We start from the raw sequence: 22,205 nt of genomic DNA, 5'->3' as shown, positions 1-22,205 counted from the left end.
AGCCCGGTGGAATACCGAACTCAGGTCTTAGAAGCTGCTTAACTAAATATGTCTAACTTTCTTGGGTCAGTTCAATCACCTTGAATGTGCTTTTATATTTGGAAAATATACTATATTTTATATTAAACACGGACAAATCTATATCTATCTTTTATATAACGTTTAAAGTAGATACCTTTTGAGTCTGCTTCCATCAATTCGTTATAAATTCTCTCAGGAACGCCGAAATATTCATAAACACCATCTTTAAACTCAATTCTTAAAATCATTGCACTAGGGTCAAACCCCACATTTACTAATTTTGATGAAGTAACAGAAACCATATTCATAACGATCCCCTCCTAATTTCAGTATATACGAAAGCGCTTTCAAAAGATAGGTAATTGTTTAATATTGTAATATTATATTGACTTTTCCAATTCAAATAAATTACTGTTTAAGTATGGGATACTATACATTTTTTTATTCGAAATTGATGTAAAAATATTTACTATTGGGGGAAGTCAAAGTGATTAGAATGGCTACTGCACTAGATATTGAGCAGCTGGCTCACTTTTTAGCCAGCTGCAATGCAACTTCAATGCGACATATTGGTCACTGTGGTCAAGATGAGCAAGAAATAAAGTCTACATTACGACAAAAATTTTCAGACTTACCTTTTGAAAATTCTATGATCATCGCGGTTGAAAATGAACAGATTGTTGCAGCCATCGGACTTGATTTCGATGAGGATGATCAATCTGCTGAAGTATGGGGACCGTTTGTTCAAAATGAAGTAACAGCAGTACTGTTACCTGAAATGTGGATGATGTTATGTCATCAGCTGCCAACGCCTTTAAAACATCCTCATTTTTTTATCAATGTTGAAAATGAAGTTGCGATAGCTTTTACAAACAACGTTGGTGAAAAAGTGAGAGGGCATCATTATATATTACATAAAGACCGTCAAAATCATAAGTTTGAAAGTACGGAAGAAATACTTCAATTGGATCCCGCTAATGTTGAAGCCTTTCAAAACTTACACGACTTAGCCTTTCCAAATACGTATTATAATGCACAAACGATTTTGTCACGTCTGAATGAGAATCAAGTTGTATTTTGTTATTGTGATAACGAAGGATTAAAGGGGTATGTCTATGTCGAAGCAGATGCCGAGAACGGAGAAGGTACGATTGAGTATATTGCCGTTGATGATCGGTTTCGTAAGCAAGGTATAGGAAGAAAATTGCTATTGCGTGGTTTAGATTTTTTATTTACATATAATTCGATTACAGTAATTTCTTTAACTGTTGAAAAGAATGAGAGAGGTGCAATTCAGTTATACCAATCAGCTGACTTCAACATTGTACATGAACTTGTATTTATGAAGTGAATAACAGGGGGCGTTATTATGTGGGAACAACAATTAATCGAAACATCTCGTGGAACGTTTGAAGTTTTTGTAAAGGGAAGTGGCTCGCCAATTTGTGTGACTCATTTATACAGTGAATATAATTCTAATGGCAATACTTTCGCAAACCATTTTACTAATAATCATACGGTCTATTTAGTGAACTTAAGAGGAGCAGGGAATTCTGTAACTTCCATTACTGAACATGATTTAAGTATGGCAGAATCTGTGCAAGACTTAGAAGCCATTAGGGAAGCACTTCAATATGAAAAATGGGCTTTTGCAGGGCATTCAACAGGTGGAATGTTGGCGCTAGTATATGCTATTTTAGCAGAGCAATCTTTAACGAAAGTCATCGCAGGAGGAGCAGCAGCGTCTAGTGAATATATGCGACATAAAGGTAGCATTTACTGCAAAAACAATGAAAATAATGAACGTATTAGAGATATTATGCAACAATTAAATGATCCACAAAAGCCATTGGAAGAGCGTAGAAAGTTAAATCGCGAGTGGACGGAGATGTCTATCTATTATAAAGACCGCTATGATGAATACTTTAACCGTCCAAATAGCGGAAAAGTAGTTAATCCACGCCTCAATTATTTCTCGTATGTAGAACTAGTAAATTATGATTTAAGATCTCAGCTTTCAAAGGTCAGAGTCCCATCGTATATATACTGTGGAATTCATGATGCGCAATGTCCTTATTATTTTTCAGAGGAAATAGCTAAGCTTATACCAAATGCAAAGCTGTTTACATTTGAGGAAAGCAATCACTTTCCCTTTGTTGAAGAAGAGGAGAATTTTGCTGAATTAGTTAAGGAGACACTATAGATTTTTTTATAAGAAATCTTCTGCTGGAGTTTAGTGTTAACTTTCTCCATCAGCAGCTTTTTATCTTTAAGTAAAAGAACGATTAAATTTATTAAACATGTTGAGGAAGTAAAGTGCTGTACCAAAAGCTTTTTGCTTATAAGCAGTGAGCGCGCCTCGAATAAACCACAATGAAATAAAGTCTTTTAATAAAGAAAGATTAATAGATTCAATTTTAGAATAACATGAGATAAACCGATTGATATAGTGTCTAATCTCATTAGCATTATAGTGTGCTGGTACATTTGATGTGAGGATTGCAGCTAAGTCAAAATAAGGATGCCCGATTCTAGCTTCACCAAAATCGATAATAAATAATTCTTTGTTAAAAAGAGTATTCCAAATACCTAAATCGGCGTGAATCCATTGCTTTTCAATTGAAGTTCTATTTACTAATTCCTTTATTTTCTTCTCCATTTCTAACACTGGAGGGAAACGATAACGATTATCTAGGCTCCATTTTTCTTTAATAGCTTCCCAAGTAACTAAAGTGTTAAAACGATCAGTTCTCACATGATTACTCTCAAAGAAGCGCATAGCGTTTCGCAGTTTAAAGTATACGTTAATCCATTCTTCCATCTGTACTTCACATTTAGTAGAAGCAATGTATGATTGCAAATGGAAAACCTGTTCTTCGAGTTGAATATACGAATTACCTTCATATGTAGGGTGAATTATAGGTACTATTTTTCTAGAACAATTTGCATTCAAATGCTGATGTAATATAAATTCAAAATCCGCGTCTGAAATGCTCTTCAGAGATCGCAAAATAAAACAATCAGAAAGAGTGTTAATTTTATAAGTCAGGGATGTTTGACCCTGATGTATTTGTTCAATGGATTCGATTTTATCTAAAGTGTATTGATATTCAATCTCTTGTAAATGTTCATATAAATGCATATAAGACCTCGAATTATTTTGACATTAATGTTGATTATAATTGATTTTTAGCTAAAACTTCAGAAATTTATGTAAATTACAAATAAAAAAAACCAGGCGTATCAAGAGCGCCTGGCTAACCGGTATTAATCTTCAAATAAATCATCCATTAATTCTTGGATTTCCTTATCTCGTGTATGTCTAGCTGAAGGGTCAATTGTAACTCTTCCTTGGTGAAAGATTAAGACATCACCAGGTTGGGCGCCATTTGGTAATTCAGAGATAGCGATATCTTGCATACCTTCCTCAAACTCTATGACGGCTATTTGACTTTCGAAACGATCAATTATCCCAGTTTTCATCATTGATTGTCCTTTACAGATATTTCTGAACCGGTGGATGTAAATACTATATTGCCCTGTTTATCGGTTCTATATACTTTTGCGCCCACTTTTTTTAGTCGATTTAATGTAATAGCAGTAGGATGACCATAGCCATTTGTAGCACTTACACTAATGGCAGCATAAGTTGGTTTCGCTTTTGCCAAAAATGCTTCAGATGTTGCTTCCTCAGCTCCGTGATGACTTACTTTTAGAACGTCTACTTGTGGTATTAAATTACTTGCTAGCATGTCATCTTCAGCAGGGAATTCAGCATCACCAGTGAATAGAAATTTATTATTACCATTCTGTAAAAGTAAAACAGCACTCCAGTCATTTAAATCACTTTGACTATATGTAGTAACGGGTGCAATGAATTTTAATGATAAATTTTCTTCTGTCGTTGGTATTTCTACCCCTGTTTTAGCTTGTGTAATTTTCAAACCTTGGTTCTTCACAGCAGTTAAGAAATTCTTATAAGCAATTGTTGTATGACTTACTTTTGGTGCGTACACTTTCTTAACTTTAATAGAATCTATGACTTCAGCGAGGCCGCCGACGTGGTCAGCATCCGGGTGAGTAGAGACAACAGCATCTAATGTTTTCACATTGTTCTTCTGTAAGTAAGCAACGACTTCATCACCTGCCCCTTTATTACCAGCATCAATTAAGACATTTTCATTTTTGGACTGTATTAAAATAGAATCGCCTTGGCCAATGTCAATTATATGTACTAAGACATCGGATGCTTTACCAGTAAAAGGCTGGTCTGTTGATTTGTTTGAATCATTTGAGTCCGTAAGCTCAAAAATTAATCCAATAGCAATTAATAAAACTATAAATATACTTGTTTTTTTCATATAAAAACCTCCATTTACCACTTTAACATTGTTAGTACCTGATTTGTAGGGAGGTGAGAATTATTTAATAAAAGACTATTTTAAAAATAATTACTAATAATTTGAAACAAATGTAAATGTCAAACGACTTATTAGTATGTAAAGAAAAAGAGGTGATGTGTTGAGCAAATTTCAAGTCAATATAGAAGAACTATATGATGATTATTACCATGATGTATATCATTTCGCAATGTATTATACGAACAATAAACAAGAAGCAGAAGACATCACACAAGAAACGTTTTTAAAGGTTATGCAAAATATACATAGATTAAAAGATTTTAAAAAAAGAAAGACATGGATTTTATCTATTGCTCGAAATACAGCAGTAGATATTCATAGAAAGTATAAATTGAGGCAATTAATCCCCTCCATGATGAGCTTAAGTTTTAAAACGAGTGAAAATAATACAGAGCAACAGCTACTTTTACAGGAAGAGTGGGAATCCTTGCAAGAAGCATTGCTTACTTTAAAACCACATTACCGTAGCGTGATCATATTAAAAGGGTTGAAGGAGTTATCGATTAAGGAAATAGCAGAAATTTTAAATTGTACAGAATTGAAAGTGAGAGTCGATTACCACAGGGCAATTACTCAGTTGAAGAAACAAGTAGTAAAGGGAGGGGGAGCGATGCATTATGCAAAATGATAATTGGTTGAATAAACTAAAGGAACGACCAGATTTAGCACCTGATCCAAAATTCATCCAATCATTGCGCAATAGAGTAATTGCACATAAAAAAACTTCTAAGAAAAACACATACTTACCTATTTTTGTGATGACCTCAGTAATAAGTATTCTAGCAATTTTAATAATACTAACACTACCAACTGCGGAAGAACGACAAACACTCATTTATCAAACCGCTGGGGAAAGTTGTGCAAACAAAGAAGAGAGTAAAATTGTGGGGAGTTGGGAGGTCATCGGGAAAGAGGAGAGAGCCCTCTACAGAGTATCTGATCAACATAAAAATAAAATCGTAAAACATAGACCAATGACATTCAGCGAATTAAATGAACTACTTTATGATGAAAAAAATCAATATGGAGTGGAAGATTTCGCAGGCTATAAAATAGGCGATACAATTACAATTCGTGATGTAGTTAGAGATATCACCTATGACGACGACCAGAATTTATCTAAAGTGAAATTTAATACTCATCAAAATGCTTATACTTTGCTGGTATTTAAAGGAGATGTACGAAGTCGAATAGAAGTTAATAATAGAGTCACATTTCAATTCAAAGTTGTACCACTTATAGACTGTTTCAAATATGAAACACTTGAAATAGTAAGAAAGTGGGAAGAGGGTGTGTATCCTACAATCGATGATTATCTAATTAAAAAGAAGTGAGAGGTGTATCTAAAATGCACTATAAAAGGTATGAAACACGTCATATTTTTATGGTACTAGCTATTTGTACTTTATTATTTTCTCCTTTATTTGTATTGTTGGTACCATTAGGGGTTGCAGAAACAATCTATTATCAATATGGTGTTCGTCTCGTGTATGCACCATCTATCAATTATTGGGTGTATGGAGCTGGTTTGTTTTTAATCTTTTTGGGCTTTTCCATATTATTTTTATTAAAAGTAAATAAAACCTCAATAGTGATTGCCTTCGTATGTTTGATTGGTAGCGGTGTTCTTTTTTACGGTGCATCAAAGTCTTTTGTCACGATAACTGATGATTCTATTACTTATCGAGGAGTTTTTGCAAAAGAGGAAAGTAAATATGAATGGAATGAAGTAAGCAAGGTCACTTATTATAGAATGAGCGAAATGGATCCAGAGACTTCATATTATGAATTTCAATTTAAAGACGGAGAGGTACTTACATTAAAAGAGAATGCAAAAGTAGGTGAGGTTAAAGGTTTGATAGAATATAGTGTCATGAATGCGGATGGAGAATTTAAAGTGATTGAAAAAGAAGAAGAGTAATAAACAAAAACCAGCTCCGAGAATAATTTCTCGTTAGCTGGTTTTGTTGTGTATGCTTTATAGATTAAAGAAAATCCCGATTAGAGAGTATATGATAATAGTCGAGAATAAAATAGTCATATGGTATAGAGAAAAAATAAACATTGATTTTGCCCATTTCTCCGGGTTCTCTTTTCGTTTTCCTGAAATACTGATTAGAAGCCACCAAATACTTAAAATTAGCGCAACTAACATAAGACCAATACTTAATGTACCAAGTAAAAGGCTAACTCCTATTAATAATACTAAATAGATATTTGTTTGAATATAAGTACGGCGCATACCTTTCACGACAGGAAGCATTGGTACGTTTGCTGCTTTATAATCGTCATGCTTACGAATGGCGATTGCATAGAAGTGAGGCATTTGCCATAACACAGTTAATACAAATAATCCGATAATAGCAGGATGCGTAATATCTTGAGATATTGCGGCCCAACCAATTAGAGGAGGCATTGCTCCGGAAATACTTCCGATTTCTGTATTATATATAGTTCTGCGTTTGCTCCACATTGTATAAGGAACCACATAAACAAATAAACCTATGAATCCCATAAGTGCAGCCATTGGTGTTGCATAAGCAAGAGCACCTAAGCCAATAATCGTCATCGCAATAGCTAAAAAAAGGACCGTTTTAGCACTGATTGTACCAGTTACAGTTGGTCTGTTTTTTGTTCTTTGCATGACAGCATCGATATCACGGTCATATAAATTATTAAATGCACCTGCTGCACCAATTACTAATACAGAACCAAATAGCGCGCATATAATTTCTAGAGTTTTGTCAAATGGGCTTATTTGATTTTTATATAAAGCTAATGTTAATCCTGCAATCATAGGAATCAAATTTGATTTGATAATTCCAGTCTTAACCGTTTGGGCTAATATTTTTGATAGAGGTTGCTTCGGCATCGTTTCGGACGATGATTCTACACTCTGATCAACTTTTACATCACTTTGCATTGTAAACCTCTTTCCTATTAATCATAAATAATAATACTTTTTAAGCTCTATATTATAGTATCTCTTAAAAACTGCAAAAGTTCCAGTAAATCAGAGCATAATTCTACGTAGATAGTACTTTTTAGACACAAAAAAAGTAATAAATTCTTCACATATGCATTGTTTGAAGATGTATCATTTTTATTGGAAAATTGAAACTATATAATTCGAAATTAATCGTTATATGGAAATAACTAATTTGTGCAAAATAAAGCTTTAAAATTGATTCGTATAAACTAGTAAGAAATTACAGAATGTATTTGGAAAACCCCTTGAATACTATTAAAGTTAGATTTACACCTATTTGGAGGAGATATAGACCATGAAAACTGAAAGGATGCTCTCTATTTTGATTTATTTATTGCAGAAAAAGAAAGTATCTGCTGAAGAATTAGCGGTTAAATTTGAAGTAAGCAAAAGAACGATATATCGTGATATGGATGCATTATCATCAATCGGTATTCCTATTATTTCATATTTAGGAAAGAATGGTGGATTTACCTTAATCGATACATATCAATTAGATAAATTCACCTTCAATGAAGAGGAAAAGAAATTCTTATTGGAAGGATTATCATTGAAAAATGAATTATTTGATAGTCATCAATTAACAATTTTACAAAGAAAAATAGAGCTATTGCAGGAAAATAATGAAGACTATCATCCTCCAATTACGGTGTTATCATCCACACTCCATCGTGAAACGATAGAAGAAGAAACGAAAGTAAAGGTAAAGAATATACTTTCTGTAATTGAAGATGGACATAAAATTTGCATCTCTTATGTGTCACAAAGCGCGAATTTATCAAATCGCATTATTCAGCCAATAAAACTAAATTTTATGAATGGAAGCTGGTATTTAGAGGCTTTTTGTGAAGAAAAAGAGGCCTTGAGATTATTCAAGTTAACTAGAATAAGAAATATGGAAGTCATAAAGGACAAGGCTAGATCAGTTTATAATCATAGCAATGGTTATTTAGCGAATAGCGATACGGATGGGGAGCAGATTACATTATTATTTTCAAAAAGTGAACTTGGGAAATTATATGATTTTTTTACTGAAGAGGAAATTTCGATACTTGAGGATGGACGTATTAAGGTCGCCTTTCATTACGACGTTAACAAAAATATACTGCCATTTATAATGATGTTTGGTAGACATGTAAAAATTCTTTCACCGCAATGGCTGAAAGATAAATATATGAATGAAATAGAATTTATTTATAAAAGCTGACAGACAGTTGTCATATTATGAATGATATTCTTCTTGTATAAACGAGAAGGAGGAATTGTAATGCATACAGCAATTAACGAAAAACAGATTTATGGAAAAAGTGTTAGAACGAATAATCAAAATACAGATGAAATTATTAAATTGTGGGAGGAGTTTCTACGATTAAATTTAACGGGTGAGATCTATGCAGTTTATAGTAATTATGCAAGTGATTTTACAGGTGATTATGATCTACATATCGGTACTGAAGAGCCAAATACAAATGATGTTAGTACCATAATTCCAGAAGATAACTACCTTGCCATTGAAGTAGATCATATGGATCCAAAAGGTGTTTTCAAAGCTTGGGAGAAAATCTGGAAAAGTGATATCGACAGAGCTTATAATACGGATTTTGAGCATTATTGTGAAGACGGTAGTATTAAGATCTATCTATCGGTCAATTCATGACTAGCAAGTTTGATCACTACCAGGAGAGTGAACAGATAAATAAGAAAAACCCACAATTATCAGCTGTTGAATCTAGCCGTCAAAGTTCTTGGACTGACTCTGACGCAATACATGAAAACCTTATTGCAACAAAGAAATTAGTCTATAACTCATGTGGATTTGTGTGTTCTCAACCTCTAATTGAATCACAAAATGCAGCATATGGAGCTTATGTATTAAAGTTAAATGATCTTTCGATTAGATTTCGCGTAGCCAAGATAACACCTACTAAAATCGGACAATTTGTTACTTTGTGGGAGAGGGTTGGGGATGGATCAATTCAACCTTATGACGTATCAGATTCAGTCGACTTCTTTGTTATTAGTGTCAAAAAAGATAATGAATTTGGTCAGTTTGTATTTCCAAAAGCTGTTTTATATGAGCAGGATATAATATCCAATAAAGGGCAAGGGGGTAAACGTGCAATTCGCGTTTATCCACCTTGGGATAAGCCTATAAGCAGGCAAGCTAAAAAAACACAAGATTGGCAACTAAAATATTTTTTAGAAATTCCTCGAAATACAGCAGTAGACTATGTTCGTGCGAAGATTCTTTATAGTTTAAAATATTAGGTATACTTAACATATAGACTTTTGTATCGTATTTTAGGCAACCATTTTGATCGTTCTAGGACAAAGTGTATACAAGCTTTATAACTTAATAATTATTCTAAAATAAAATGTTGACAAAAATGATACTAGCCCGTATAGTATGGGATATTGATTTAAAATTTTCTGAAATAATATTTCAAAACGCAATGATTAGGAGTAGTAAAAGCTCATTATTTGGTCTAGAGAGCTGCGGGGTGGTGCAACGCAGTCCAATAATACTTTGAACTTGCCTAGGAGTGGTAGAGTGGAAAGAATAGACAGACTATTCTTTTTATTTTAACGTTTAACCTTCGTTACCAGGTTTTTAAAGTTGGGTTCATGAATAAGAACCAATAAGAGTGGTACCGCGGTTTGCTTAAGGCATATCGTCTCTTCTTTCATTTGATGATGAAGGAAGAGACGATATGCTTTTTTTGATTAATGGAGGTAAGGATATGGAAAGAGACAAACAAAATTTACAGAGAACAATGACTTCACGACATATAACGATGATGGCATTAGGTGGAGCAATTGGCGCAGGCTTATTTAAAGGGAGTAGCGCAGCCATTGATATGGCAGGACCATCCGTACTACTAGCGTACTTAATTGGTGGTATCATTCTATTATTCGTTATGCAAGGATTAGCTGAAATGGCAGTCCGCAATAGCAATGCAAGGACATTTAGAGATTTAGTTCAATCTATTTTAGGAAAGTACCCAGCATATTTTTTAGACTGGATTTACTGGAAAATGTGGGTATTAAACATCACGGCAGAGTCTGTTGTTGCTGCAATCTTCATTCAATATTGGCTACCAGATTACCCGATTTGGATACTTGCTTTATCAGTATCAGTGTTAGTAACAGTTATCAACTTACTATCAGTTAAAGCTTTTGCTGAAACAGAATACTGGCTAGCGTTAATAAAAATTACCGTAATCATTGTGTTTATCATAGCAGGGTTCATATTATTACTAGTTACTTTCGGTGATCATACGGCTGTTGGATTTTCTAATCTAACGAGTCACGGTGGTTTCTTCCCGAACGGCCCAACAGGTTTAATTACTGCGATGCTTGTAGTTATTTATTCTTATGGCGGAACAGAAATTATTGGTGTCACATTAGCTGAAACGAAAAATCCTGAAAAAGTGGTACCAAAAGCAGTTCGAAGTACATTAGTGCGAATCATTTCTTTCTATTTAGTACCATTCTTAATTATCGTTAGCTTGATTCCTTGGAATGAAGTTAACGGAGTACCAGAAAGTCCGTTTGTGATGGTATTCAAAATGATCGGTATCCCAGGGGCAGATCATATTATGAATGCAGTTGTGTTACTTGCGATTATTTCATCGATGAATTCTGGATTATATGGCTCATCACGCGTGCTATATACTCAAGCAATGGACGGACGTATTCCAAAAGTCTTTTCGAAATTATCGAAAAAGAAAGTACCGGTATACTCAATACTATTATGTACATCTGTCTTATATATTGGTGTGTTAATTTCATTGTTTGCAGGAAGCAAAACTTTTGATTTTCTAATGGGTTCCCTAGGATATACGGTATTATGTATTTGGTTAATCATTGCAATTGCTCATGTGAAATCGCGTAAAAAACAGCCTGAGCAAACAAGTGCTTATGCCGTTAAATGGTTCCCTTATACAACTTGGTTTGCCATCATTGCTTTAAGTGCAATCCTGATTGGTATTATTTTCACAACATCAATTATCGTTACTAGTATTACACTTGCAATCTACATTTTCATTACTATAACTTATGTATTTAAGGGTCGTTTACATCAAAATGAAGCTTAATATTTAATAGGAAAAACGCCTGGAGATAGATTATCCAAGCGTTTTTTCTATTTTTTAATAAAATCAGCGATTAGCTGAGCAGTCTTTCTAGTCTCTTCTTCAAAAAATTCCATCTTACTGAAGTAGCTATGGATTAATCCGGGCATAACAACATGATGACTTGGAACACCTGCTTCTTTTAAACGGTTTACATAGGAAACGCCTTCGTCAAAAAGAACATCATATTCAGCTGCAATAATAATGGCTCTGGGTAAATAGCTTAAATCATCTTGTAGGAGAGGGGAAACAGCACTGTTTCGATAATCTTCTGCATTATTAACATAATGCTCTCCAAACCAGTTCATACCGTCACGATCTAATCCTAGATCATGAGCATAGTTTTCATAAGAAGCAGTGGTCATATCCATATTCGTCACTGGATAGATTAGTGCTTGTGCAGTTATAATTGGACCGTTTTGCTCTTTTGCCATATGTGTAACAACTGTTGCTAGGTTACCACCGGCACTATCTCCTGCAACGACAATATTCGTAGAATCTCCATCTAATTCAGCTGCAAATTCATAGACCCATAAAAGGGCATCAAAAGCGTCATATAAAGGAGTTGGGAATTTATATTCTGGTGCAAGGCGATAGTCCACAGAAACAACGATGGCATTTGCTTCAGTTGCTAATAAGTGACAACCTGCATCCGCCGTTTCTAAATTACCGAAAACCCAACCTCCTCCATGATAGTAAACAATGATAGGAAAAGGACCTTTACCGTTTGGCGTGTATATGCGAACGCTAATTTCACTCCCATCTCGAACAGGAATTTTACGATCTATTATTTGTTTTAGTAAAGGTAAGTCAATCAATGGTTTTGGGCATAGCGCTCTTGCTGCCCTAACCTCTGCTGGTTGTTGAGTATAGTATTTGGGTGATTTTTTGGCGTCAGCGATATATTGTTTAGATGTATTTGTTAAGTTAAACATTAAATTATTCATGAAATCATCCTTTCAAGTTCAAAGTTAGATTAATTCAATTATACACTATTCCTATAAGAAAGGTAGGTATTTGTTTTTAGGTAACAAAAAAGCAGACAGAATGTAACGCTATGTAGCGAAAAGTTCTGTCTGCGATGATTTTATGATAAAGTGGAATCCTTTTTAATAACGGCCGTTACAGCATCATAAATAGTACTAGCGAAATGGTCATTTTGCAAGGAAGTGACACCTTGGATTGTAGTACCCCCAGGTGAACAAACTTGATCGACTAGTTCCCACGGATGTTCGTCAGATTCTAATATCATTTTAGCACTACCAAGTACTGAGCTGGCGGCAATTTCTAATGCCATTTTCTTATCCATTCCCTCTCGCACGGCAGCTCTTGCCAATGAATCGATATATAAATACGTAAAGGCTGGGGAAGCCCCACCAATAGCCGAGAAAATTGTAAATAGATTTTCTGGTAATTCTATAATAGAGCCAATTGTTCCAAACAAAGATTCTACGATTTCTTTGTGCTGTTCATTAACAGTTGAAGAAATGGAGTAGCAAGTTGTAGAAGCACCTACGATGGCATTAATATTGGGCATAACGCGGATAATCGGTGTATCTGCTTGAATGTTTTGTTGTATATAGTCAATAGATTTGCCTGCTGCGACTGATATAATAAGATGATTTTCTTTGATATATTTTTGAACCTCTAATAATACTTCAGGTAATACTTGTGGTTGAACTGCTAATACAATGACATCAGCATTTGTCATAATACCTTTAATAGAATCACTTGAGATAAGCCCATAGTTGTCCGCAAGATGATTTGTTTTAGCAACTGTTCGGTTATAACCATAAATGTCTGTAGCTGAAAATTGTTTACTATTGTACATGCCTTTAATAATGGCAGAGGCCATACTACCAAGGCCAATAAATCCATACTTCATTCTTACACTCTCCTAACATATTCTATCAGTATAGTACAGACTGTTAATGTTGGATAGTGTTTGATATTAACAATGCATATGTAATTTATTTATCGGTATTTGACTAAGTGAACCATTATCAAAAAAACAAAAAACACCGTATTTACATGTAATACGATGTTTTTTGTATAGGCTTATTCAGTAGCAAGCATTTCAAGTTTTGCTAATAATTCTTCTCTTTTTTCTTTCAGCTTTGGAGATTTGCTTACTTCAAGTGCGTTATTGACTGCTTTCAGTGCTTCTTTCAACTGATTTTGTTGTTCGAATAGACTGATTAGCAGTAAATGTAGTCTCGTATATTTAGGGAAAAGTTCAAGTCCCTCATAAGCAGCTGCGAACGCTTCGTCCATGCGACCTAAATCACGTAAAAGCTCAACTTTCAATACTCGTGGTCTGTCATAAGTTGGTGATAATCTGATGGATTCTTCAGTTAACTGAAGTGCCCAATTTTTTTTGTTTGTCTTAGAGCAATGTATTGCTAAAATACGATGATACTCAGTTGATTTTGATCGTAGTGTTCGTTCATAATTAGGAATAGGCTCCTCGGCCATGAATCTTTTTACAATATCCTTTAACACACCTATTTGAGATAGATAAATTGAAATACGGTGTCCTGCATATGGGTAGTAAATATACTTAGCATTTGGATAAGCTTTTCTGATTACTTTTTTCATGTATTTACTATCAATAGAATCCTTTGGGTCGTAAATAATCGTTGGAGTAATTCTAGGATTATAAGGATGCTGTAATTCGTGTTGGAAAACCGTTTCAACTCTCATATTAGTACCATGGTTAGGATGTGCAGAGTTTCTTGGACTAAGTGCTAGAATATTACAATCAATTGTTGAACCAAAGTACAATGCACTATAGCCACCTAGGCTAGTACCATAAGCGAATTTTTTATCATAACCATCAGTCAATTTTGCAACAGTTTCATAATATTCTTCACGTGAGATATCTTGGTGATAGTTTTTCGTTGTTCTTCGTCTTAATGAGATTAAATCCACTCTTTTTTTCTTTAATAAGTTGAAAGCGAAAGGTGTTCTTTCCCATGTTTTATCAATAGAGTCAAACGTTGCGAACACGGTGTTAGTTGGTTCGATGAATTTATAGAACTCAATTCTACTCTCGCCATTATCAAATAGTGTGACTTTTCGATAGCCGTCTTCAAAAAGTTCAGGCAACTCATCAACATACTTTGTCAAACATTCAGCGAATAACGATTTAGCTTTTTCATGCTCGCCTACAATTTGATAGGCAATACTTAAGTCAACGAGCACCGCAGCAGGTACCTTTTCACCTAAAAATTGCACAAGTTCTTCAACTCTTTGAATAGCTATTGGCCAATTCTTTGAGGCAAATGCCAATTCGACGTATTTATATTGAAGTGTCTCATCCTCAGGGTTCGCCTTTACTAGAAGCTCAAGAATTTCACCTGCTTCAGAATAGTGTCTGTTATTAATCAAATATTTATATAGTTTATAAGTAAGTGTAGAATTTGTTTTCCGTGGAATATTTACTAAAATTCTTGGTAAATGCTTTGCCACGTCGCTCCAATTTTTTTGACGAACATAGATTTTCATCAATTCAGTATGAACAGATAGATTCAGTGGATATATTTTTGAACCTTCTTCTAATAATTTTTTTGCTTGAGCAACTTTATTATCACGTTTCAGTTGTTTGGCAAAATCAATATAGTTAGATTTGCTAGGGACAGCTCCGTTTTGCGCTAAAATGTCTTCGGCAATTTGAGTAATAACGTCCTTATTTTCATTTTGTGTAGATATAGACATGATAATCTCCTTTTTAAGTTTCAAAGCTAAAACAGTTTAAGCTTTTTTATATCAATTCTGAGTAAGGAATATGAAACTAGTGCTCAATTCCCATGTCAAATTACATTAACTCTTTCAATTAAATCATGAAAATCATTGCAATAGGGGCAAATCAATGAATTTGTTATATAACTGTTACAAGTGTTACGGAACTTATACATAATTGTAACCTAGATGATACATAATTGATTGTAAAAATAGTATTTTTATGCTTATATTAACCAAAATCGTACTAATATAACAAATAGATATGAAGAATATGGGTTGAGGGTGAATCTATTCTATTATTTTCTTACAAATTGTGTGCAAATTATATTAACAGAGAATGGAGAATAAATAAATGATATTACAAAATGAACAGTTAGTGATTCGGAAGTTAGAAAGAAAAGATGATGTTTATCTCGCGAAATGGCTTTCAGACGCAAATATTTTAACATATTACGAAGGAAAAGATAATCCATTTGATATAGAAAAAGTACATGAAAAATTTTACGATATTAATGAAGAGGAAACTAGATGCATTATAGAATACGATGGGGTCAGTATCGGTTATATTCAGTTTTATCCTATAGAGCATGAGAGCAGGGGCGCTTATGACTACAATAACGACGAAGAAGTAATTTATGGGTTAGATCAATTTATTGGTGAATCCAGTTATTGGGATAAAGGTATTGGTACCAAGCTTATTCTAGCGATGAAGGAATACTTAGTCAACGAGAAAAAGGTTGATATCCTTGTTATGGATCCGCAAGCTTGGAATGAAAGAGCCATTCATTGCTACGAAAAATGTGGTTTTAAGAAAGTACGATATTTACCAAAGCATGAGATGCATGAAGGTGAATTAAGAGATTGCTGGTTAGTGGAGTATAGAGCACATTAGAGATAAAACAAATAAAAAGGACCGGAGTAGATAATATGCTCCCGTCCTTTTTATAATTTAAAATTGAGTTACTTTTCGCCCTTTCCCAAAAGGAATGCACATTGGCGTACCGAAAATAGGGTCTGCTGTAATTTCACAATCGAGATCAAAGACATCTTTGATAAGGGTTTCATTTATGATGTCCACAGGCTTGCCTTTTTTATAAACGGTTTGGTTAGCTACGGTAATAATATGATGAGCATAACGGCAAGCTAAATTAATGTCGTGTAAGACCATGATGATTGTCCGGTTTTCTTGAATATTCAACTCATATAGTAAATCGAGAATTTCGATTTGATGCGTTAAATCTAAATAGGTAGTCGGTTCATCTAATAATATAATATCCGTATCTTGCGCCAATGTCATAGCAATCCAGGCACGTTGGCGTTGCCCGCCTGATAGTTCATCAACAGGTTTGTCTTTCAATTCTGCAACACCCGTAGCCTTTAGTGCATTTAAGACGATCTCTTCATCTTCTTTAGTCCATTGCTTACGCCAGCTTTGGTAAGGATAACGTCCTTGCTTCACAAGTTGTAGTACAGTTAATCCCTCTGGTGCGGTAGGGGATTGTGGTAAAATAGATAGCTTTTTTGCCACTTGCTTAGTTGATAGTTTAAAGACATCTTCTGCTTCTAATAATACAGTGCCATGCGTTGGTTTTAATAATCTTGCAATAGAGCGTAAAAGAGTGGATTTACCACAACCATTTCCACCGATTAACACGGTGATTTCACCCTTTGGAATTGTAATATTTAAATCTTTTATAATAACGGAATCTCCATAACCTAAAGTAAGTGATTTCGTTTCAATCGTTTCTGTCAAAGGTTTTCGACTCCTTTAGTTCTTCGGATTTCTAAATAATAAATAGATAAAATAAGGGGCACCAATTGCTGCTGTAAAAACACCAGCAGGTACTTCTAGTGGACTAAATGCCGTTCTACCAATGACATCCGCTGCCATAACTAGTAATGCACCAATACTTGCAGCAGTTGGGATTAACACACCAAAAGATGAACCAACTAAGCGACGTGCGATATGCGGTGCCATTAAACCGACAAAGCCAATAGCACCAGCAAAAGCAATAGCGCCGGCAACAAGACAAGTACTAAGTAATAATAAAAGAAAACGCATTTTCTGAACAGGTTGTCCTAAATTTGAAGCAGTATCATCACCTAGTTCTTGTACATTTAAATGTCTTGTGATGAAGAAGGAAATCACAAGTAAGAGAATAGTCCAAGGTACGACCATTTTTACTTGCTCCCAACTTGCTCCACTAACGCTACCTGTTATCCAAATATTCGCTTCACTCGCTCTATAGATTGGACCTAGTAACATGAGCATCGTTGTCATTGCTTGCATAAATGCTGAAACCCCAATACCAATAAGGACAAGGCGAATAGGTGTAATACCATCTTTCCAAGCTAAAAAGTATACGACAAAGCCAATTACCGTAGCTCCTATAAAACCTGCAATAGGGAGCCACTGAATACTAACCGTTAATGAGTGATTTTGATCACTAAAGATGGCTAAGAATGCGACAACTGCAGCACCGCCACCAGCAGAAATCCCAATAATATCTGGTGAAGCAAGGGGGTTTTTAATCATCCCTTGTAAAATAGCGCCAGCAACGGCTAATGCCATACCAGCAAAGGCTGCGATTAGAATACGAGGTAATCTAAAATCAACTACTACAAGGCGATCAAAATCATTACCACCACCAAATAGAATTTGGAAAACGTTTAACGGATTAATAAAAGAATCGCCTACTGATGCACTTAGTATAAACATTGCCAATACTAAGCAGAATAATAATGAGATTTTCTTAGTTGCTTTTATATCAAGTAAAAACGAAATTTTTTGTTGTAATAGTCTTATAGTTCTGTACTGCATCACGCTTTTCTGAACCCCTTTCTAGCAATATAAATAAAGAATGGTGTTCCGATAAACGCTGTCATGACACCAACAGGAACTTCCTGAGGCATGATAATATAACGAGCACTAACGTCTGCTAATAATAGTAGAATACCACCTAGTAATGCTGCCATAGGAATTAACCACCTATGGTCATTTCCAACGCATTTGCGAGCTAAATGAGGAATAACTATGCCGATAAAACCGATTGGACCAGCCACAGCTACAGATCCACCTGCAAGCATAATAACGATAAATCCAACCGCTAATTGAATCAAGCCAACTGGTAAACCTAACCCTTTTGCGACATCATCACCTAGTGCTAGAACATTCATCTTTGGTGCAATTAGCAATGCGCCAATCCAACCTATAATAAGATAAGGAAGAACGGCAATTAATAATTCTAATTTACGACCTTCTACGGAACCTGCTAGCCAAAATAGCACTTGATCTAATTCAGCCTCATTAGTAGCTAATAATCCTTGAGTGAAAGAAGAGAAGAGGGCGCTCATTGCTGCCCCAGCTAACGTAATTTTAATAGGAGACATAGCATCTCGACCCGTAGAACTAATCCCATAAACTGCCGCCGTTGCAACTGTTGCACCTACAAATGCAATCCACGCAAATGATTGCAAGCTAGTAGATTGGAAGAAGACCATCGCAAACACAACTGCAAATCCAGCTCCAGCATTGATCCCTAGGATACCTGGAGAAGCGAGGGGGTTTTTTGTTAACGTTTGCATTAAAACGCCAGCAATCGCTAATGACGCTCCGACGCTTGCTGCGATTAATGCACGAGGAAGTCGTACGTTTTGAATGATTAAATGTTCATTGGAGTCATTAAACTGTGTAAATGCTTGATAAGCGGTCTGAAAGGACGTATCTGCATAACCGTAAACGATACTAATGACCATACATATGAGTAATAGAATGATACTGCTTATTAGTGCAAGAATTTTTGAGAGATTATTATTAAATAACATGTGGTATTCAAAACTCTTTTCTAAATTAGAATAAAATTACGTTTGCTAGGTAATTCAAAATATTTATTGACTTATGTTTTATCGTAGAATAATATTAATCTTGCATTAAATGAAAATGATTATCATTATTGCTTTCATATTTTATCATATACATTGGAGGATTTAAAGAGATGAAAAATACTTTACGTAAAATCGTCGCATTATTTGCAGTTATCGCTGTATTTGCATTAGCAGCTTGCGGTAATACGAAAGAAGATGATAAACAAAATGATGCATCAAAAGAAAAAGAAACAACATATTCTGTTGAGCATGCAATGGGTACTACTGAAATTAAAGGTACACCAAAACGTATTGTTGTATTAACGAACGAAGGAACGGAAGCATTACTTGCTCTAGGTATTAAACCAGTAGGCGCAGTACAATCATGGGTAGGAAATCCTTGGTATGATCATATTAAAGACGATATGGGAGATGCAGAAGTTGTCGGTGTTGAACATGAAGTGAATATCGAGAAAATCGCTGCACTTAAACCAGATTTAATCATCGGTAATAAATTAAGACAAGAAAAAGTCTATGATAAATTAACAAAAATTGCACCAACAGTTTTCTCTGAAACATTACGTGGTGATTGGAAAGACAACTTTGCGTTATACGCAAAAGCAGTGAACAAAGAAGCTGAAGGTAAAGAAATATTAAATAAATATGAAGAAAAAGTTGCTACTTTAAAAACAACTTTAGGCGACAAAACAAATCAAGAAGTATCATTTGTACGTTTCATGACTGGTAAAGCACGTATTTACTACACTGATTCATTCTCAGGTGTAATCTTCAATGAATTAGGCTTTAAACGAGTAAAAGAACAAGAAAAATTATTTACAGCAGACAATAAATTAGGTAATTTAGCAATTGAAGTAGGTAAAGAAGCAATTCCTGAAATGGACGGAGACGTACTATTCTACTTCACATATATGCCAACTGGTGATGACTCTGCATTAGCAACTGAAACTGAATGGACAGAAGATCCGCTATGGAAAAAACTATCTGCGGTTAAAGATGGTAACGCTCATAAAGTAGACGATGTAATTTGGAATACAGCAGGTGGCGTATTAGCTGCTAACCTAATGCTAGACCAAATTGAAGAAGTATTCTCTAAATAAAATGACATGCAAAAACGTTTATTAGGCTATCCTAATAAACGTTTTTATTTTCCAGGAAATAATTTATTAGTTAAATCTGTGGTTTTGTAAACGGTACTGAATTACTTGAAACAGTATAATCAAGCAATGGAATACGATATTCTAATGCGGTGAAGGGATGAAAATAAACACATACAATGAGTCATTAGGTTAAAAAAGATCGTTCAAAAATGAACGATCTTCCTGATGGTTTTTATAACTCTTTTAACTGTTTATTTAATAGGGTAGCTTGAGCAACTGCTTGCTGATCTTGCAAAATGTCACCTGGTTTATTTCCTTCACCTATAATATAAGAAGAGAACCGCATATTTAAGAAATCAAAAGTGTATTTAAATTGCTGAATAAGGGGTAGACCTTTTATTTTCGGTTCATCACCACCGACTGCTACTACGATTGCCTCTACAGATTTTATTTTTTCTTTAAATTGTGGGAAACGTTCATCTCGTATAGCGTGACTTAATCGATCAATCATGTTTTTCATAATTCCTGACATCGTATACCAATATATCGGAGTTGAAAAGATAATCAGGTCACTTTCTAAGAAAGCATTTATGATTGTGTCATAATCATCGTCTACAAATTGAAAGCCTCCATCCGTATGACGTAAATCATGAATAGGTTGAATGGATAAGTTTTTTAAATCAATTGTAGTATGAGTTAAATCTTTCGTCACCAAATCGGCCAGTATCTCACTGTTACTATCTTCTCTAGAACTACCAATAATTGTTGTAATCTTCATATATGTCAATCCTCTCTATACTTTCTTCTTTAAAAAGCTTAAACTTAAATTCATTATTAATAAAGATGAATAATTCGATTAAATTAATCGGTAAAACCGATTTAGGAGTGTGAAGTATGGATATTAAGCACTTACATACATTTTTAACTGCTGCTAAAACATTAAATTTTACGCAAACAGCGGAAATTTTGGATTACGCACAATCTTCTATTACAGCTCATATTAAGTCTTTAGAAGGTGAATTAGGGGTTCCTTTATTTGAGCGTTTAGGTAAAAGAATCTATTTAACAGATGCTGGTATGCAATTAAAACAATATGCACAAAAGATGGTAGATCTTGATGAAACCATGAGAGAGGCATTATCTAATCAAGATGAGGTGAAGGTGACTTTAACAATCGGGGCACAAGAAAGTCAATGTACCTATCGTTTACCTAAAATTTTACAATTATTCAGAAGCAGACATCCGAAGGTGAAAATGGTTTTTAAGCCAGTTCATACAATTGATATTGCCAAGGATTTATTGCAATCGGGTGATCTCGATTTGGCTTTTATAACAGATACACGTAAGGACACACCAATGCTTTGTAAAAAGGAATTAATCGAAGAAGATTTAGTATTTGTAGTAGCACCAACACACCATTTAACTCAAAATGAGATTTTATCCATACAGAACGTAGCACAAGAAACGATATTATTAACTGAGGAAGGCTGCTCTTATCGAAATCAATTTGAATATCAATGTCATATAGAAGGCATCTACCCAGAACAAATAATAGAGTTTTCTAGTATTGAAGCAATCAAGAAGTGTGTGATTGCGGGATTAGGTATGACGTTGTTGCCGAAAATGACAGTTGAAAAAGAGTTAGAAAATGGATTACTAAAAGAACTAGAAACAACTATTTCAATGGAACCTGTATTTACTGAGCTTGCGTGGCATAAGGATAAATATATTTTCTCTTATTTAGAAGGTTTCATACAGATTGCGTGTGAACAGTATAAAGTATTTAACGGAAGTTCTAGAATTGATTAGAGAGGTTAATGAGGCTATAAAGAAATTGAAAAGAGACTGGGACATAAATAGTTTCAGTTCACATAAAAAATCGAGAATGCATGATGCAATCTCGATTTTTGCGTTT

Annotated in this window: 24 protein-coding genes and 1 other annotated feature; of the genes, 12 read left to right on the top strand and 12 right to left on the bottom strand. The window is 34.5% G+C overall.

The features are described from left to right. Nucleotides 1–122 precede the first annotated feature (122 nt). Nucleotides 123–329: a KTSC domain-containing protein gene (locus AMD00_RS05910; protein WP_053416125.1), complete on the bottom strand. Its 207-nt coding sequence runs from the start codon at nt 327–329 to the stop codon at nt 123–125. 188 nt (nt 330–517) lie between these two features. On the opposite strand from AMD00_RS05910, the gene AMD00_RS05905 reads away from it, so the two are divergent. Continuing rightward, on the top strand, nt 518–1,372 hold the full coding sequence (locus AMD00_RS05905; RefSeq protein ID WP_245639483.1) for a GNAT family N-acetyltransferase: 855 nt from the start codon (nt 518–520) through the stop codon (nt 1,370–1,372). 18 nt (nt 1,373–1,390) lie between these two features. After that, a complete protein-coding gene (locus AMD00_RS05900) occupies nt 1,391–2,224 on the top strand; it encodes an alpha/beta fold hydrolase (RefSeq protein ID WP_053416123.1) in 834 nt (277 codons plus the stop codon). 66 nt (nt 2,225–2,290) lie between these two features. Here AMD00_RS05900 and AMD00_RS05895 read toward each other — a convergent pair whose 3' ends face one another. The 3 genes from AMD00_RS05895 to AMD00_RS05885 all read right to left on the bottom strand — a co-directional run bounded on the left by AMD00_RS05895 (nt 2,291) and on the right by AMD00_RS05885 (nt 4,382). After that, on the bottom strand, nt 2,291–3,163 hold the full coding sequence (locus AMD00_RS05895) for an aminoglycoside phosphotransferase family protein (protein WP_053416122.1): 873 nt from the start codon (nt 3,161–3,163) through the stop codon (nt 2,291–2,293). Nucleotides 3,164–3,288: 125 nt separating this feature from the next. Continuing rightward, a complete protein-coding gene (locus AMD00_RS05890; RefSeq protein ID WP_245639448.1) occupies nt 3,289–3,507 on the bottom strand; it encodes a DUF3006 domain-containing protein in 219 nt (72 codons plus the stop codon). Continuing rightward, nucleotides 3,504–4,382 (bottom strand): ComEC/Rec2 family competence protein, encoded by an 879-nt coding sequence (locus AMD00_RS05885; protein WP_053416121.1) that lies wholly within the window; start codon nt 4,380–4,382, stop codon nt 3,504–3,506. The genes AMD00_RS05890 and AMD00_RS05885 overlap by 4 nt, the downstream gene beginning before the upstream one ends. Before the next feature lie 160 nt (nt 4,383–4,542). Between AMD00_RS05885 and AMD00_RS05880 the strand changes: the two genes are divergently transcribed. The 3 genes from AMD00_RS05880 to AMD00_RS05870 are packed head-to-tail and all read left to right on the top strand — an operon-like array spanning nt 4,543 to nt 6,363. Next, nucleotides 4,543–5,070, top strand: a complete 528-nt coding sequence (locus tag AMD00_RS05880) for an RNA polymerase sigma factor (protein ID WP_053416120.1) — start codon at nt 4,543–4,545, stop codon at nt 5,068–5,070. Next, a complete protein-coding gene (locus AMD00_RS05875; protein WP_053416119.1) occupies nt 5,060–5,776 on the top strand; it encodes a hypothetical protein in 717 nt (238 codons plus the stop codon). The genes AMD00_RS05880 and AMD00_RS05875 overlap by 11 nt, the downstream gene beginning before the upstream one ends. A 14-nt stretch (nt 5,777–5,790) precedes the next feature. Further along, nucleotides 5,791–6,363 (top strand): hypothetical protein, encoded by a 573-nt coding sequence (locus AMD00_RS05870; protein ID WP_053416118.1) that lies wholly within the window; start codon nt 5,791–5,793, stop codon nt 6,361–6,363. Between the two features lie 57 nt (nt 6,364–6,420). On the opposite strand, the gene cyoE is transcribed toward AMD00_RS05870, so the two are convergent. Then, on the bottom strand, nt 6,421–7,365 hold the full coding sequence (gene cyoE / locus AMD00_RS05865; RefSeq protein ID WP_053416117.1) for a heme o synthase: 945 nt from the start codon (nt 7,363–7,365) through the stop codon (nt 6,421–6,423). Between the two features lie 361 nt (nt 7,366–7,726). Between cyoE and AMD00_RS05860 the strand changes: the two genes are divergently transcribed. The 4 genes from AMD00_RS05860 (at nt 7,727) to AMD00_RS05845 (ending at nt 11,528) form a co-directional block, all read left to right on the top strand. Further along, nucleotides 7,727–8,638: a helix-turn-helix transcriptional regulator gene (locus AMD00_RS05860; protein ID WP_053416116.1), complete on the top strand. Its 912-nt coding sequence runs from the start codon at nt 7,727–7,729 to the stop codon at nt 8,636–8,638. 60 nt (nt 8,639–8,698) lie between these two features. Further along, a complete protein-coding gene (locus tag AMD00_RS05855; protein ID WP_053416115.1) occupies nt 8,699–9,088 on the top strand; it encodes a GyrI-like domain-containing protein in 390 nt (129 codons plus the stop codon). Continuing rightward, nucleotides 9,085–9,699, top strand: coding sequence for a MepB family protein (locus AMD00_RS05850; RefSeq protein ID WP_169786323.1), 615 nt, complete (start codon nt 9,085–9,087; stop codon nt 9,697–9,699). The genes AMD00_RS05855 and AMD00_RS05850 overlap by 4 nt, the downstream gene beginning before the upstream one ends. A gap of 176 nt (nt 9,700–9,875) precedes the next feature. Next, nucleotides 9,876–10,114: a binding site (T-box leader), on the top strand. A 58-nt stretch (nt 10,115–10,172) separates the two neighbouring features. Next, nucleotides 10,173–11,528, top strand: coding sequence for an amino acid permease (locus AMD00_RS05845; RefSeq protein WP_053416114.1), 1,356 nt, complete (start codon nt 10,173–10,175; stop codon nt 11,526–11,528). A 47-nt stretch (nt 11,529–11,575) separates the two neighbouring features. Here AMD00_RS05845 and AMD00_RS05840 read toward each other — a convergent pair whose 3' ends face one another. From AMD00_RS05840 to AMD00_RS05830, 3 genes are all read right to left on the bottom strand, one after another. Then, the gene (locus AMD00_RS05840) at nt 11,576–12,511 is read right to left on the bottom strand and encodes an alpha/beta hydrolase (protein WP_281173038.1); all 936 of its coding nucleotides are present in this window, start codon (nt 12,509–12,511) and stop codon (nt 11,576–11,578) included. 140 nt (nt 12,512–12,651) lie between these two features. Then, the gene (proC, locus tag AMD00_RS05835) at nt 12,652–13,449 is read right to left on the bottom strand and encodes a pyrroline-5-carboxylate reductase (RefSeq protein ID WP_053416113.1); all 798 of its coding nucleotides are present in this window, start codon (nt 13,447–13,449) and stop codon (nt 12,652–12,654) included. A 173-nt stretch (nt 13,450–13,622) separates the two neighbouring features. Next, a complete protein-coding gene (locus tag AMD00_RS05830) occupies nt 13,623–15,281 on the bottom strand; it encodes a tetratricopeptide repeat protein (protein WP_053416112.1) in 1,659 nt (552 codons plus the stop codon). Between the two features lie 379 nt (nt 15,282–15,660). Here AMD00_RS05830 and AMD00_RS05825 point away from each other — a divergent pair, with 379 nt between their 5' ends. Then, entirely contained in the window at nt 15,661–16,200 is a 540-nt protein-coding gene (locus tag AMD00_RS05825; protein ID WP_053416111.1) for a GNAT family N-acetyltransferase, read from the top strand. 57 nt (nt 16,201–16,257) lie between these two features. On the opposite strand, the gene AMD00_RS05820 is transcribed toward AMD00_RS05825, so the two are convergent. The 3 genes from AMD00_RS05820 to AMD00_RS05810 are packed head-to-tail and all read right to left on the bottom strand — an operon-like array spanning nt 16,258 to nt 19,133. Then, entirely contained in the window at nt 16,258–17,061 is an 804-nt protein-coding gene (locus AMD00_RS05820) for an ABC transporter ATP-binding protein (RefSeq protein WP_053416110.1), read from the bottom strand. A 15-nt stretch (nt 17,062–17,076) separates the two neighbouring features. After that, on the bottom strand, nt 17,077–18,132 hold the full coding sequence (locus tag AMD00_RS05815) for a FecCD family ABC transporter permease (RefSeq protein ID WP_157059179.1): 1,056 nt from the start codon (nt 18,130–18,132) through the stop codon (nt 17,077–17,079). After that, on the bottom strand, nt 18,129–19,133 hold the full coding sequence (locus tag AMD00_RS05810; protein WP_053416108.1) for a FecCD family ABC transporter permease: 1,005 nt from the start codon (nt 19,131–19,133) through the stop codon (nt 18,129–18,131). The genes AMD00_RS05815 and AMD00_RS05810 overlap by 4 nt, the downstream gene beginning before the upstream one ends. A 170-nt stretch (nt 19,134–19,303) precedes the next feature. Here AMD00_RS05810 and AMD00_RS05805 point away from each other — a divergent pair, with 170 nt between their 5' ends. Beyond that, nucleotides 19,304–20,290, top strand: a complete 987-nt coding sequence (locus AMD00_RS05805) for an ABC transporter substrate-binding protein (RefSeq protein WP_053416107.1) — start codon at nt 19,304–19,306, stop codon at nt 20,288–20,290. Nucleotides 20,291–20,522: 232 nt separating this feature from the next. Here AMD00_RS05805 and AMD00_RS05800 read toward each other — a convergent pair whose 3' ends face one another. After that, nucleotides 20,523–21,068, bottom strand: a complete 546-nt coding sequence (locus tag AMD00_RS05800) for a flavodoxin family protein (RefSeq protein ID WP_053416106.1) — start codon at nt 21,066–21,068, stop codon at nt 20,523–20,525. Between the two features lie 116 nt (nt 21,069–21,184). Between AMD00_RS05800 and AMD00_RS05795 the strand changes: the two genes are divergently transcribed. Continuing rightward, nucleotides 21,185–22,099, top strand: coding sequence for a LysR family transcriptional regulator (locus tag AMD00_RS05795; RefSeq protein WP_053416105.1), 915 nt, complete (start codon nt 21,185–21,187; stop codon nt 22,097–22,099). Nucleotides 22,100–22,205 lie beyond the last annotated feature (106 nt).

This window comes from Viridibacillus arvi (assembly GCF_001274945.1).
Lineage (GTDB): Bacteria > Bacillota > Bacilli > Bacillales_A > Planococcaceae > Viridibacillus > Viridibacillus arvi.
This window is presented reverse-complemented; position numbering and strand designations above follow the sequence as displayed.

Coding starts and splice junctions, on each gene's coding strand:
- AMD00_RS05800 (WP_053416106.1), bottom strand. CDS start 21,068: ATGAAGATTACAACAATTATTGGTAGTTCTAGAGAAGATAGTAACAGT.
- AMD00_RS05830 (WP_053416112.1), bottom strand. CDS start 15,281: ATGTCTATATCTACACAAAATGAAAATAAGGACGTTATTACTCAAATT.
- AMD00_RS05885 (WP_053416121.1), bottom strand. CDS start 4,382: ATGAAAAAAACAAGTATATTTATAGTTTTATTAATTGCTATTGGATTA.
- proC (WP_053416113.1), bottom strand. CDS start 13,449: ATGAAGTATGGATTTATTGGCCTTGGTAGTATGGCCTCTGCCATTATT.
- AMD00_RS05850 (WP_169786323.1), top strand. CDS start 9,085: ATGACTAGCAAGTTTGATCACTACCAGGAGAGTGAACAGATAAATAAG.
- AMD00_RS05910 (WP_053416125.1), bottom strand. CDS start 329: ATGAATATGGTTTCTGTTACTTCATCAAAATTAGTAAATGTGGGGTTT.
- AMD00_RS05860 (WP_053416116.1), top strand. CDS start 7,727: ATGAAAACTGAAAGGATGCTCTCTATTTTGATTTATTTATTGCAGAAA.
- AMD00_RS05900 (WP_053416123.1), top strand. CDS start 1,391: ATGTGGGAACAACAATTAATCGAAACATCTCGTGGAACGTTTGAAGTT.
- AMD00_RS05825 (WP_053416111.1), top strand. CDS start 15,661: ATGATATTACAAAATGAACAGTTAGTGATTCGGAAGTTAGAAAGAAAA.
- cyoE (WP_053416117.1), bottom strand. CDS start 7,365: ATGCAAAGTGATGTAAAAGTTGATCAGAGTGTAGAATCATCGTCCGAA.
- AMD00_RS05845 (WP_053416114.1), top strand. CDS start 10,173: ATGGAAAGAGACAAACAAAATTTACAGAGAACAATGACTTCACGACAT.
- AMD00_RS05840 (WP_281173038.1), bottom strand. CDS start 12,511: ATGAATAATTTAATGTTTAACTTAACAAATACATCTAAACAATATATC.
- AMD00_RS05890 (WP_245639448.1), bottom strand. CDS start 3,507: ATGATGAAAACTGGGATAATTGATCGTTTCGAAAGTCAAATAGCCGTC.
- AMD00_RS05875 (WP_053416119.1), top strand. CDS start 5,060: ATGCAAAATGATAATTGGTTGAATAAACTAAAGGAACGACCAGATTTA.
- AMD00_RS05810 (WP_053416108.1), bottom strand. CDS start 19,133: ATGTTATTTAATAATAATCTCTCAAAAATTCTTGCACTAATAAGCAGT.
- AMD00_RS05870 (WP_053416118.1), top strand. CDS start 5,791: ATGCACTATAAAAGGTATGAAACACGTCATATTTTTATGGTACTAGCT.
- AMD00_RS05895 (WP_053416122.1), bottom strand. CDS start 3,163: ATGCATTTATATGAACATTTACAAGAGATTGAATATCAATACACTTTA.
- AMD00_RS05855 (WP_053416115.1), top strand. CDS start 8,699: ATGCATACAGCAATTAACGAAAAACAGATTTATGGAAAAAGTGTTAGA.
- AMD00_RS05905 (WP_245639483.1), top strand. CDS start 518: ATGGCTACTGCACTAGATATTGAGCAGCTGGCTCACTTTTTAGCCAGC.
- AMD00_RS05805 (WP_053416107.1), top strand. CDS start 19,304: ATGAAAAATACTTTACGTAAAATCGTCGCATTATTTGCAGTTATCGCT.
- AMD00_RS05795 (WP_053416105.1), top strand. CDS start 21,185: ATGGATATTAAGCACTTACATACATTTTTAACTGCTGCTAAAACATTA.